Source organism: Thiofaba sp. EF100, from assembly GCF_039822285.1.
GTDB lineage: Bacteria > Pseudomonadota > Gammaproteobacteria > Halothiobacillales > Halothiobacillaceae > Thiofaba.
This window is the reverse complement of sequence record NZ_JBAJEY010000001.1, coordinates 220,917-234,223: the sequence shown is the minus strand read 5'-3', so window position 1 is coordinate 234,223 and position 13,307 is coordinate 220,917. Positions and strand designations below refer to the sequence as shown.

The window sequence follows — 13,307 nt, the reverse complement described above, 5'->3', positions numbered from 1 at the left end:
CGTGAGGCTGCCTGACATGAATAAAGAAATCCTCTATGTCGTCGACGCCGTTTCCAACGAGAAGGGCGTCGCCAAGCATGTGATCTTCGAGGCCATCGAGGCCGCGCTCGCTTCCGCCACCCGCAAGCGCCACGGTGGCGACATCGATGTGCGTGTGGAGATCGACCGCAACAGCGGCGACTACACCACGTACCGCCGCTGGCTGGTGGTCGAGGGCGAGACCAGCGAAAACCCCGAGCGGGAGATCATCGTCGAGGCCGCCCGCCTGGATGACCCGAACGCCCAGCCGGGCGATTACGTCGAGGAAGAGATCGAGTCGATCGAGTTCGGCCGCATCGCCGCCCAGGCTGCCAAGCAGGTCATCGTGCAGAAGGTGCGCGAGGCTGAGCGCCGGCAGGTGGTCGATGCCTACCTCGATCGCAAGGGCAGCCTGATCCTCGGCACGGTCAAGCGCGTCGAGCGCGGCAATGTGATCCTCGATATGGGCAACAACATCGAGGTGTTCATCCCGCGCGACGAGATGATCCCGCGCGAGATGGTGCGCGCCGGCGACCGCCTGCGCTGCTGGCTGCGCGATGTGCGTCATGAGCCTCGCGGGCCGCAGCTGTTCGGCAGCCGCACCGCCCCCGAATTCCTGATCGAGCTGTTCAAGCTCGAGGTGCCGGAGGTCGGCCAGGGCATGATCCAGATCATGGGCGCCGCCCGCGATCCGGGCTCGCGCGCCAAGATCGCCGTCAAGGCGCTCGACCAGCGCCTCGACCCGGTGGGGGCCTGCGTCGGCATGCGCGGCTCGCGCGTGCAGTCGGTGACCAACGAGATCGCCGGTGAGCGCGTCGACATCATCGTCTGGGACGAGAACCCCGTGCAGTTCGTCATCAACGCCATGTCGCCGGCCGAGGTCGTGTCCGTGGTCGTGGATGAGGATACCCACACCATGGACATCGCGGTGACCGAGGAGAAACTCTCCCAGGCCATCGGGCGCGGCGGACAGAACGTACGCCTGGCCAGCCAGCTGACGGGCTGGCGCCTGAACGTCATGACCCAGGAGGAAGCCAGCGCGAAGAGCGAGGCCGAGGCCCAGCGTATCGCACGCACCTTCGTCGAGGCCCTGGGCGTGGACGAAGAGGTGGCGGCAGTGCTGGTCGAGGAGGGCTTCTCCAGCCTGGAGGAGATCGCCTACGTGCCGCTGTCCGAGTTCCTGGAGATCGAGGGCTTCGACGAGGAGACCGTCGAGGAACTGCGCAATCGCGCACGCGACGCCCTGCTGACCCGCGCCATTGCCTCGGAAGAGAGCGAGGAGGGCACCGAGGTGCTGGCCCTGCGCGACCTGGCCAGCATGACTGACGAGATTGCCGCTCGTCTTGAAACACAAGGCATCCAGACTGCCGAGGATCTGGCCGAAATGGCTACGGACGAACTGGCCGAGATGGCCGGCATCGACGAGGAGACCGCCGGTCGCCTGATCGTTGAGGCCCGCGCCCCCTGGTTCAAGTAAGTTCGTCTTGCGGATCAGGATTATTGCTTAATCACCTGAATATTCAGGCTTCATTACGGGAGGACCCTATGTCCCAAACCGTCAAACAACTCGCCGAACAGGTGCGCACCCCTGTGGACCGCCTGCTCGAGCAGCTCAAGGACGCTGGCGTGAGCGCCAGCGGCCCGGATGCCATTGTCAGTGACGAAGACAAGCTTCGCCTTTTGACCCACCTGCGCAAGAGCCACGGCAAGGAGGCGGGCGAGGCCCAGCCTGCCCGCATCACCCTCAAGCGCCGCAGCCAGGAGGAGCTCAAGGTTCCGGCGGGTGCCCCGGGCAAGTCTGCCACGGTGAACGTCGAATACCGCAAGAAACGCACCTATGTACAGCGCGGTGCGATGGAAGAGCAGCCGGCCGCCGCCAAGGCCGTCGAATCCCAGGCCGAGCTCCTCGCGGCACGCCTGCGTGCCGAGGAGGAGGCCCGCCGCAAGGCCGAGGAGGAGGCCCGCCGCGCCAGTGAGGAGGAGGCTGCAGCGCGCCGTCGCGCAGAAGAGGAGGCTCGCCGTGCGGCTGCCGAGGCGGAGAGCCTGCGCCAGCAGGAGCAGGCCGCCGCTGTGGTCGAGCCGGTCGTCGCTGCGCCAGCGGTGACGAAGCCCACGGCGGAGGCCAAGCCTCGCGTGCGTCCGGCCGAGCCTTCGCGCCGCGAACTGGCCGAGGAGAAGCCCCGCGGTCCGGGGGCCAAGGCCACCCAGAACCGCGGTCGGGGAGGGCGACTTGCTGGCGCCGAGATGGAGGCCGTCCGCCGTGGCGGCGGTGGCCGCCGCGGCAAGCCGCAGGGCAAGCAGCAGCGCCACGGCTTCGAGATGCCGACCGCGCCGGTCGTGCACGAGGTCACCATCCCCGAGACCATCACCGTGGCCGACCTGGCCGCCAAGATGGCGGTCAAGGCGGTGGACGTGGTCAAGGTGCTGTTCGGCATGGGTGTGATGGCGACCATCAACCAGGCCATCGATCAGGACACCGCGACCCTGGTGGTCGAGGAGATGGGGCACATCGCCAAGCCCCTGACCGAATCCGATCTCGAGGCCGAACTGCTGGCCGGGATCCCGGAGGGTGCGCTCAAGCCCCGTCCGCCGATCATCACCGTGATGGGCCACGTTGACCACGGCAAGACCTCGCTCTTGGACTACATCCGCCGCGCCAAGGTGGCCGCGGGCGAGGCCGGTGGTATCACCCAGCATATCGGCGCCTATCACGTCGAAACCCCCAAGGGGGTCATCACCTTCCTCGATACCCCGGGCCACGAGGCGTTCACCGCCATGCGAGCGCGTGGTGCCAAGCTGACCGACATCGTCATCCTGGTGGTGGCTGCGGACGACGGCGTGATGCCGACCACCCGCGAGGCGATCACCCACGCCAAGGCCGCGGGTGTGCCGCTGGTCGTGGCGGTGAACAAGATCGACAAGCCACAGGCCGACCCGGACCGCGTGCGCAACGAACTGGTCCAGCTCTCGGTCATCCCCGAGGACTGGGGCGGGGATACCCAGTTCGTCAATGTCTCGGCCAAGACCGGCCAGGGCATCGACGATTTGCTGGATGCGATCCTGATCCAGGCCGAAGTGATGGAACTCAAGGCGAGCGAAGAGGGGCCGGCGCGCGGCACCGTGGTTGAATCTACCCTGGACAAGGGCCGCGGCCCGGTCGCCACTGTGCTTGTGCGCGGCGGCACCCTGCGCAAGGGCGACATCGTTCTGGCGGGGACCGAATACGGCCGTGTGCGCGCCCTGCTGGATGAGAACGGCAAGCCGATCGAATCCGCCGGCCCGTCCATCCCCGCGGTCATCCTCGGTCTCTCCGGCACGCCGAACGCCGGCGACGACTTCCTGGTCATGGACGAGGAGCGCAAGGCACGCGAGATGGCCATGCATCGCCAGGCCAAGGCCCGCGAAGGCAAGCTCGCCACCCAGCAGGCCACCAAGCTCGAGAACCTGTTCGACCAGATGAAGGAAGGCGAGACCGCCACCCTCAATGTGCTGGTCAAGGCCGACGTGCAGGGGTCCGCCGAGGCGATCCGCGATGCACTGGTCAAGCTGTCGACGGATGAGGTCAAGGTCAATGTCGTCGCCAGTGCAGTGGGCGGCATCACCGAGTCCGACATCAACCTGGCCGTGGCCTCCAATGCCGTGGTCATCGGCTTCAACGTCCGTGCCGACGGCGGCGCCCGCCGCCTGGCCGAGGCGCAGGGTGTGCAGGTGCGTTACTACAGCATCATCTACGAGATGCTGGACGACGTGCGCCAGGCCATGACCGGCTTGCTCGGTACTGAGATGCACGAGCGCATCATCGGCACCGCCGAGGTCCGCGACGTGTTCCGCTCGCCGAAGTTCGGCGCGGTGGCCGGCTGCCGCGTGGTCGAGGGCGTGGTCAAGCGCGGCAACCCGATCCGCGTGCTGCGCGACAACGTGGTCATCTACACCGGCGAGCTGGAATCCCTGCGCCGCTTCAAGGACGACGTCCAGGAAGTGCGCGAAGGCTTCGAGTGCGGCATTGCGGTGAAGAACTACAACGACGTGCGGCCGGGCGACCAGATCGAGTGCTACGAGCGCGTCGAAGTGGCCCGTACCCTGTAAGGAGTCTGCATGGCACGTCATGTCCCGCGCCATCAGCGCGTCGCCGACCAGATCCAGCGTGAGCTGGCCCAGCTCATCCGTGACGAGGTGCGCGACACGCGCCTCGGCATGCTGACGCTGACCGCCGTGCGGGTCTCGCCGGACCTGTCGCATGCCAAGGTCTTCTTCACCACCATGGATCCGGAGCAGAAGACCGTGGCCCTGGAGGTGCTCGGCGGGGCCGCACCTCACCTGCGCAGCCTGCTCGGCCGCCTGATGCGCCTGCGTATCACGCCGCAACTGCACTTCGTCTATGACGAATCCATCGAGCGCGGTGCGCACATGAGTGCGGTCATCTCCGCCGCGCTCGCGCGCGATGCGGCCCTGCGCGGTGAGGAGGCGGGCGAAGGGAAGGAGGCCACAGGCGACGATGACAGCGAGGGCCGTGCTTGACCGCACCGCGCAAGAAGACTTGGCGCGCCCTGCACGGCATCGTGCTGCTGGACAAGGCCAGGGGAATATCCTCCAACCACGCCCTGCAACAGGTCCGGCGGCTGTTCCAGGCGGAGAAGGCCGGCCATACCGGCAGCCTGGACCCGCTCGCCACCGGCCTGCTTCCCGTCTGCTTCGGCAAGGCCACCCGCGTGTCGGGCCTGCTGCTCGATGCCGACAAGAGCTATTCGGTCTGCGCGCGGCTCGGGCAGCGCACGGATACCGCGGACGCGGATGGCGAGGTGATTGAGGAGCGCCCCGTGCCAACGCTTGATCTTGCGCAGGTTGAGGCCGTGGTGGGCCGCTTTGTCGGCGAGGTTGACCAGGTCCCGCCGATGTACAGCGCGCTCAAGCACAAGGGCCAGCGCCTGTATGCGCTCGCCCGCAAGGGGATCGAGGTCGAACGCCCCGCGCGCCGTGTTCGCTTCGACTGGATCACCGTCGACCGCCTCGAAGGCTGTGAGCTGTGTCTCAGCCTGCGCTGCAGCAAGGGCGCCTATGTGCGCACCCTCATCGAGGATATCGGCGAGGCGCTCGGCTGTGGGGCGCACGTGACCATGCTCCGCCGCACCGGGCTCGGCCCGTTCATGGACCATCCTCGGATGTACACCTTCGAGGAGCTCAAGATGCTCGCCGAAGAGGGGCAGGACGCCCTCGATCGTGTTATCCTGCCGACCGATTCCGCGCTGACCGGTTATCCTGCCATCTCGCTGGATGCCGACAGCACGTTTCACATCCGCCACGGTCACCCCGTGTTCGTCGCCCATGCCCCACCTGAGGGCTGGTTTCGAATCTACGGGGCGGACGGCCTCTTCCTGGGTCTGGGGGAAGTCCTCGACGACGGGCGGGTGGCACCCAGGCGGCTGCTTGCAGCCTTCTAGGTGTTGTCTTAACCCCTTCGCGGAGTGATCTGCGGAACGGGCGTTTCCATCAACTTTGACCCTGGAGTAAACAGCATGACCATGACCGCAGAAGAAAAAGCCAAGATCGTTGCCGAATTCGGCCGTGACGGCAAAGACACCGGCTCCACCGAAGTTCAGGTGGCCCTCATCACCAGCCGCATTCAGCAACTGACCGAGCACTTCGGCACCCACAAACAGGACAACCACTCCCGCCGTGGTCTGATCCGCCTGGTCAACCAGCGCCGCAAGCTGCTCGACTACCTCAAGCGCAAGGACGTCAACCGTTACCAGGCGCTGATCGGCAAGCTGGGTCTGCGTAAGTAATTTGCAGACAAGCATGCGTTCAATACCGCAGGTATTGAAGGCGAGGGGAGGGGAAACCTCCCCACTGAAGGCGTTGGGCGCAGGTCCAGCGCCTTCATGACATTTATGGTCTGGAGAGGATGGTCCTCTTCAGGCCCGAACATTCGTACGCAAGGGAACCTATCGTGATCAAACCCACCACCAAGACCTTCCAGTACGGCGGCCATGCCGTCACGCTCGAAACCGGCGAGATCGCCCGCCAGGCCAGCGGTGCCGTCATGGTCCGCATGGGCGACACCGTCGTCCTCGTCACGGTGGTGGCAGAGAAAGAGGCGCGCCCCGGGCAGGATTTCTTCCCCCTCACCGTCGACTACCAGGAACGCTACTATGCCACCGGCCGCATCCCCGGCGGCTTCAAGAAGCGCGAGGGCCAGCCGGCCGAGCACGAGATCCTGACCGCACGCCTGATCGACCGCCCCCTGCGTCCGCTGTTCCCGGAAGGCTTCTACAACGAAGTCCAGATCATCGCGGTGGTGCATGCCAACGACCCGGACATGCCGGCGGACATCCCCGCCATGCTCGGGGCCTCGGCGGCCCTTGCCCTGTCCGGTGTGCCCTTCCAGGGGCCGATCGGCGCCATCCGGGTGGGCTACGAGAACGGCGAATACATCATCAACCCGGGCCGCCATGCTTTGACCACCTCCAAGCTCGACCTCGTCGTCGCTGGCACCCGCGAGGCGGTGCTGATGGTGGAGTCCGAGGCGCAGGAGCTGCCCGAGGACGTCATGCTCGGTGCGGTGGTCTTCGGCCACGAGCAGATGCAGACCGCCATCCAGGCGATCAGCGACTTCGCCCGCGAAGCGGGCGCCGAGCCCTGGGACTGGCAGCCGCCGGCGCGGGACGAGGCCCTGCGTGCCGAGATCCGCGCCTTTGCCGAAAAAGATCTGGCCGAGGCCTACCGCATCACTGTCAAGCAGCAGCGCTATGCCCGCACCGGTGAGATCCGCGCTGCGGCCATCGAGCATTTCTGCAGCGGCGAGACTCCGCGCAGCGATGCCCAGACGGTCGGTGACATCCTGTTTGCCCTGGAGTCCGAGATCGTCCGTACCCGCATCATCAACGGCGAGGCACGCATCGACGGCCGCGATACCAAGGGCATCCGTCCGATCACGGTGAAAACCGGCATCCTCCCGCGTGTGCATGGCTCCGCCCTGTTTACCCGCGGTGAGACCCAGGCCCTGGTGGTCGCCACCCTCGGCACCGCACGCGATGCCCAGCTGATCGACGCGATCGAGGGCGAGCGCAAAGAGCCGTTCATGCTGCATTACAACTTCCCGCCGTTCTCCGTGGGCGAGACCGGTCGCTTCGGCGCGCCCAAGCGCCGCGAGATCGGCCACGGCAACCTCGCCAAGCGCGGCGTCAGCGCCGTACTGCCAAGCCAGGAGCAATTCCCATACGTCATCCGCGTGGTCTCGGAGATCACCGAGTCGAACGGTTCCAGCTCCATGGCCACCGTGTGCGGCTCCTCCCTGGCCCTGATGGACGCCGGCGTGCCGCTCAAGGCCCCGGTGGCCGGCATTGCCATGGGCCTGATCAAGGAGGGTGACAAGTTCGCCGTACTGTCCGACATCCTCGGAGATGAGGATCACCTCGGCGACATGGACTTCAAGGTTGCGGGCACCGAGCAGGGTGTTACCGCCCTGCAAATGGATATCAAGATCAACGGCATCACCCGCGAGATCATGGATGTCGCCCTCAAGCAGGCGAGGGAAGGGCGGCTGCACATCCTGGGCATCATGAATGCCGGCCTCTCCAAGGCGCGCGAGGACGTCTCCGAACATGCCCCGCGCTTCACCACCTTCCGCATCAATCCGGACAAGATCCGCGAAGTGATCGGCAAGGGTGGGGCGACCATCCAGGCCCTGACCAAGGAGACCGGCACCAATATCGACATCAGCGACGATGGCACCATCACCATCGCTGCCACCAGCAAGGAGGCTGCCGACGAGGCGCGTCGCCGGATCGAGCTCATCACAGCGGATGTCGAAGTCGGGCGTATTTACGAGGGCAAGGTCGTCAAGATCGTCGAATTCGGCGCCTTCGTGAACATCCTCCCGGGCAAGGACGGTCTGTTGCACATCTCCCAGATTGCCGACCAGCGCGTCGAGAAGGTCACCGACTTCCTGCAGGAAGGCCAGACCATCAAAGTCAAAGTGCTGGAGCTCGACAAGCAGGGCAAGATGAAGCTCTCCATGCGTGGGCTCTGAGATCGAGCCCTAGCTGAGACGACGACGCCCCGCAAGACGGGGCGTTGTCATGAAAGGGGGCTATGGAGGACGAATGCATGAATGACTGTCCTTGCCTTATTCAACGCATAGTATTTTACATAATATACATTATGTGTCATTACTAGGATGGTTTATGGTGATACGTCAGCGCGGCTCACGGGAGCCTTTCCAGCACGATGTGCAAGCCCGCCTCGTTTGGACCCGCAGCATGCGTGGCATCGATCCACGACGCCCCAACCTGGACGAGTTGGTCGCCAATAAAAAACAACGGCAAACGCTCTCTTTCCCATGGCGGGATGGATGAGGCCTGAAAGAGGTTTTTCAGGCTTTGATGATGATGCGTCTGCCCGGCGACACGTATCTTTTCACCGCCCCGGCGCAGACGCATGACCAGGCCCTCGCTCGGCACGGACGCAAGACGCAGACCCGAGCCCATGGTCTTGTGCGGAATCACGCGCCAGCCAAGCTCCGGGCAATCCATGACGGTGTCTGGGTGCAAAATCCGCGTAAACGTAGGGTCGAGAGGCCTTGCCCGTTTACGCAGGGCATAAAGTCCTTCCCGCCAGCGCCGTAGCTCGCCTCCCGGCCAGCGGATCACGGGCAAGGCGTCCGCCCGGGCATCCAGCATGCGCCGGATCTCGGCAAGACGGGGCTCGGGAGGCAACGACAGGCCGAGTTCGATCAGCCAGGTGCGCACGGCGTTGAACAGGCGCTGATCCGGCAGTCGGGCAAGCTCCATGGCATCGAGCCGGTCCACCTGATCACTGCGGGCAGCCTCAAGGTCGAGGCGCCCAAGGTCTCCGAGCAGTTCCTCGGTGACGGCCATGCGGCGCGCGGCCCGGGCCAGCGTCGCTTCGGCCTTGGGCCAGTGGGTATGCAAAACCGGGAAGATATGGTGACGCACGAGGTTGCGGGCATGGCGCGGATCGGCGTTGCTGGGATCTTCGATCCAATGCAGACCGTGCGCCAAGGCATAGGCATGCAAGGTTTCGCGCCCGATGTCGAGCAGCGGCCGCAGATGCCAGCCGCCTGCCAAAGGGGCCATGACCGGCATGGAGGCCAGCCCCCGCACCCCTGCCCCACGCATGAGCTGGAGCAGGAAGGTTTCGGCCTGGTCATCCCGATGATGCGCGGTCACCAGCCCCCCGCCCGGCTCGAGGTGCCTGGCCAGGGCGGCATAACGCGCCTTGCGGGCGGCGGACTCGATCCCCTCCCCCGTCGGTGCGACCTGAATCCGTTCGACGATGAGCGGGATGCCAAGCGTCCGACAGGTCTCTTGCGCATGTTCAGCCCAACGATCCGCCTGAGTCTGAAGGCCGTGATGAACATGCACGGCGCTGAGCGCGGCGAGGTCGCCCGTCTCGCGCAGGCGGGACAACACATGGAGCAGGACGGAGGAATCCAGACCCCCGCTGAAGGCGACGAGCAGGGGTCGATGGCGTAGATGAGCAGGGATATGACGGCGAACGGCCTCGATCAGGCTCGGATCGTGCTCGTTCATGCCCCTAGCCGTGTCGGGCCTGCGGCGCGCCGGCGGAGGATTTAGGCCTTGTCCAGATAGTGGCCGTGGCTCATAAGGCGCTGGTAACGGCGCTCGAGCAGCCGGTCGATCGGCATGGCACTGACCTGGTCGAGGGCACGCAGCAGGGCCTGTTTGACGTTGGCCATGTGCAACGGCACATCGCGGTGGGCGCCCCCAGCGGGTTCCTCGATGATCTCATCGATCAGTCCCAGTTCCTTGAGCCGCGGTGCGGTAATCCCGAGGGCCTCGGCGGCCTCCGGGGCCTTGGCCGCATCCTTCCACAGGATGGCCGCGCAACCCTCGGGGGAAATGACCGAATAGGTGCTGTACTGGAGCATCATCAGGTGGTCGCCCACGCCGATGGCGAGCGCCCCACCCGAGCCGCCCTCCCCGATCACGGTGCAGACGATGGGGGTCGGCAGGTCGGCCATGACGAACAGGTTGCGGGCGATGGCCTCGCTCTGGCCGCGTTCCTCGGCGTCGATGCCAGGATAGGCCCCGGGGGTGTCAATGAAGGTCAACACCGGCAGGCCGAAGCGCGCGGCGGTCTCCATCAGGCGCTTGGCCTTGCGGTAGCCCTCCGGGCGCGGCATGCCGAAATTGCGGCGGGCGCGCTCCTTCACGTCCCTCCCCTTTTGATGGCCGATGATCATCACCGGACGGCCCTCGAAGCGCGCCAGTCCACCCACGATCGCGGCATCGTCGGCAAACGCCCGATCACCATGCATTTCGACGAAGTCGGTGAACAGGTGTTTGACGTAATCCAGGGTGTAGGGGCGCTGCGGGTGGCGCGCCATCTGCGACACCTGCCAGGGGGTGAGTTTGCTGAAGATGGAGCGGGTCAGCTGATCCGCCTTGGCGCGCAGACGCTCGACCTCATCGCCGAGATTGAGGTTGCTGTCGTTGCCCATCAGCCGCAGTTCGTTGATCTTCGCCTCGAGTTCGGCAATGGGCTGTTCAAAATCGAGATAGTTCGGGTTCATGCGCGCAGAGCTTCAAAGGGATCGCGTGAAAGCTGAATGTTAGCAGACCAGCACCACATGCGGGTTAGGCGTCCTCAGCGAGGCTTTTCTCCACCACCTCGCGCAGTTCGACCGAGATCGACTGCGCAGCGAGGAACCGCAGGGCATCACGCATCAAGCCGCGACGCTGGGGATCGAAACGCCGCCACTGCTGGAAGGCCCCCGCCATGCGCGCGGAGACCTGGGCGTTGAGGGCATCCAGCTTCAGCACCTGCTCGGCCACGAAGCGGTAGCCCGAGCCGTCCGGGGCGTGGAAAGCGACCGGGTTGGCGCGGGCGAAGCTGCCGATCAGGGCCCGAGCCTTGTTCGGGTTGGCCAGGTGGAAGGCACGGTGCCCCATCAGACGCTTCACCTCGTCCAGCGTACCCGGCAGGGGGCTGGTGGCCTGGATGCTGAACCACTTGTCCATCACAAGCGATTCATGGGCCCAACGGGCCTCGAAGGCTGCGAGCACCGAGCTGCGTTCAGCGCAAGCGCTGTGCGCGATGCTCTGCAGGGCTGCGAGGACATCGGTCATGTTGTGCCCCACGCGGAATTGATGGGTGGCCAGCGCATGGTGCGTGTCATGATCCAGCGCCATCAGCATGTTCAGGCAGAAGTTCTTCAAACGTCGGCGGCCGATGGCTTCCGGGGTGGGCTCGTAGGCGCCTGGCTCCTGCTGGGTGTGGTACACGGCGAGCAGGCTATCCTCCCAGGCCTCCGCCAGGGCGCGACGGAGGAATTCACGCGCCGTGTGGATGGCGTGCGGGTCCACCACCTCGCACTGGTCGGCCAACCAGGCCTCGGAGGGCAGGGTCAACAGGTCGGCCTTCATCCGTGCATCGAGCTTGGCGTCATGCAGCGCATGGCCCCAGGCGGTGCTCAGTTTGGGATCGAGGACGAGCTCGCGCTCGGCCTGCACATCGTCGATGAGGCCAAGCAGCACGCGGGTCATCAGGCGCTGGGCGGCCTCCCAGCGGTTGAAGTCGTCGTCGTCCCGCGCCATGAGGAAGGCAAGCTCCTCCGCCGTGTAGGGGAAGTCGATGCGCACCGGGGCGGAGAATCCGCGCAGCAGGGAGGGCACGGGGCGCTCAGGCATCCCCTCGAAGACGAAGTGTTGCTCCGCCGCGGTGAGTTCGAGCACGCCCTCGGCGAGTTGTTTTCCCTCGCGGTCAAGCAGGGCCATGTCGATGGGGATGACGAAGGGCGCCTTTTCCGGCTGGCCGGGTGTGGGGGGGGTATGTTGGCGCAGGGTCAGGGTATAGCGCTGGGCTTCGGCGTCATACGCCCCGCTTGCAGTGACACGTGGGGTGCCGGCCTGCACATACCAACGGCGGAATTGACTCAGGTCGCGCCCGGAGGCGTCTTCCATGGCCTTGACGAAGTCTTCGATGGTGACGGCCTGGCCGTCGTGGCGGGCAAAGTACAGGTCGCTGCCCTTGCGGAAGGTCGGCCAGCCGAGCAGGTTCTTGAGCATGCGCACCACCTCCGCGCCCTTGTTGTAGACCGTGGTGGTGTAGAAGTTATCGATCGCCTGGTATTCCGGCGGCTGCACCGGGTGCGCCAGGGGGCCGGCATCCTCGGCGAACTGCCAGGTGCGCAGCACATTGACATCCTCGATCCGCCGGCAGGCGCGCGCGCCCATGTCGGCGGAGAATTCCTGATCGCGGAAGACGGTGAAGCCTTCCTTGAGCGAGAGCTGGAACCAGTCGCGGCAGGTCACCCGGTTGCCGGACCAGTTGTGGAAGTATTCGTGGGCGATGACGCTCTCGATCGCCTCATAATCGCTGTCGGTGGCCACCTCCGGGCGCGCCAGCACGTACTTGGCGTTGAAGATGTTGAGCCCCTTGTTCTCCATCGCCCCGGCGTTGAAGTCCTCCACCGCGACGATCATGTAGCGCTCGAGGTCATACTCGCGGCCGTAGGTTTCCTCGTCCCACGTCATCGCCTTGATGAGCGACTGCATGGCGTGGCCGAGTTTGTCCACGTTGTGGTGCTCGGCATAGATCTCCAGCGCCACCTCGCGCCCGCTCATAGTGACGAAGCGATCACGCAGCACGCCGAGATCCCCCGCCACCAGGGCGTAGAGGTAGGTCGGCTTGGGGAAGGGGTCGTGCCAGGTGGCCTGCTTGCGCCCATCTGCCAGCAGCGTCTCACCGACAAGGTTGCCGTTGGAGAGCAGCACCGGGTAACGGGCGGGATCGGCCACCACATGCGTGGTGTAGATCGACAGCACATCCGGCCGGTCCAGGCTGTACATGATCCGGCGGAAGCCCTCCGGCTCGCACTGGGTGGTGAAGATGCCGTTGGAGAGATACAGCCCCATGCAACTGGTATTGGCGGAGGGGCGGATGCGCGTGGTGATGGAGAGGGTCAAGCGCTCGGGCGGCTGATGAATCACGAGCCCCCCCGCCTCCGTCAGGGCATAGGCATCGGGGCTGAGCGGCGCATCGTCGATGGCGATGCGCACCAGCTCCAGCGCCTCACCATCGAGCACCAGCGGCCCCTGCCCCCCGTCGGCACGCTCGAGGTGCAGCTGGCCGTGGACGAGGGTGCTCTCGGGATCGAGCTCGAAGGTCAGCTCGATGCGGGGCATGCGCCAGGCGGGCGGACGGTAATCGGCGAGGCGGATGGTGCGATCGTCAGTGCTCATGGGACGCGGGCCGGGCTCTTCGTGACAAACGGATGCGGCAGTATAACCGTGTTTGCCCCGCGC

9 protein-coding genes are annotated in these 13,307 nt (G+C 65.7%); 6 read left to right on the top strand and 3 right to left on the bottom strand.

Going from position 1 to position 13,307, the window contains the following annotated elements; genetic code table 11:
• The first annotated feature begins 16 nt into the window (after positions 1-16).
• The 6 genes from nusA (at position 17) to pnp (ending at position 8,047) form a co-directional block, all read left to right on the top strand.
• Positions 17-1,495, top strand: a complete 1,479-nt coding sequence (nusA, locus tag V6D91_RS01160; RefSeq protein ID WP_347317353.1) for a transcription termination factor NusA — start codon at positions 17-19, stop codon at positions 1,493-1,495.
• A gap of 68 nt (positions 1,496-1,563) precedes the next feature.
• Positions 1,564-4,104: a translation initiation factor IF-2 gene (gene infB, locus V6D91_RS01155; protein ID WP_347317352.1), complete on the top strand. Its 2,541-nt coding sequence runs from the start codon at positions 1,564-1,566 to the stop codon at positions 4,102-4,104.
• Between the two features lie 9 nt (positions 4,105-4,113).
• A complete protein-coding gene (gene rbfA, locus V6D91_RS01150) occupies positions 4,114-4,536 on the top strand; it encodes a 30S ribosome-binding factor RbfA (RefSeq protein ID WP_347317351.1) in 423 nt (140 codons plus the stop codon).
• Positions 4,533-5,456, top strand: coding sequence for a tRNA pseudouridine(55) synthase TruB (gene truB / locus V6D91_RS01145; RefSeq protein WP_347317350.1), 924 nt, complete (start codon positions 4,533-4,535; stop codon positions 5,454-5,456). Before rbfA ends, truB begins: the two co-directional genes overlap by 4 nt.
• A 75-nt stretch (positions 5,457-5,531) precedes the next feature.
• Positions 5,532-5,801, top strand: a complete 270-nt coding sequence (gene rpsO, locus V6D91_RS01140) for a 30S ribosomal protein S15 (RefSeq protein WP_347317349.1) — start codon at positions 5,532-5,534, stop codon at positions 5,799-5,801.
• Between the two features lie 167 nt (positions 5,802-5,968).
• Positions 5,969-8,047, top strand: coding sequence for a polyribonucleotide nucleotidyltransferase (gene pnp, locus V6D91_RS01135; protein ID WP_347318080.1), 2,079 nt, complete (start codon positions 5,969-5,971; stop codon positions 8,045-8,047).
• A gap of 175 nt (positions 8,048-8,222) precedes the next feature.
• Here pnp and tilS read toward each other — a convergent pair whose 3' ends face one another.
• The 3 genes from tilS to pepN form a co-directional block, all read right to left on the bottom strand.
• Positions 8,223-9,569 carry a tRNA lysidine(34) synthetase TilS gene (gene tilS / locus V6D91_RS01130; RefSeq protein ID WP_347317348.1) on the bottom strand — a complete coding sequence of 449 codons (1,347 nt, stop codon included), beginning with the start codon at positions 9,567-9,569 and terminating at the stop codon, positions 8,223-8,225.
• A gap of 41 nt (positions 9,570-9,610) precedes the next feature.
• Positions 9,611-10,573, bottom strand: a complete 963-nt coding sequence (gene accA / locus V6D91_RS01125; RefSeq protein ID WP_347317347.1) for an acetyl-CoA carboxylase carboxyl transferase subunit alpha — start codon at positions 10,571-10,573, stop codon at positions 9,611-9,613.
• A gap of 64 nt (positions 10,574-10,637) precedes the next feature.
• Positions 10,638-13,244, bottom strand: coding sequence for an aminopeptidase N (pepN, locus tag V6D91_RS01120; protein ID WP_347317346.1), 2,607 nt, complete (start codon positions 13,242-13,244; stop codon positions 10,638-10,640).
• Positions 13,245-13,307: the final 63 nt, after the last annotated feature.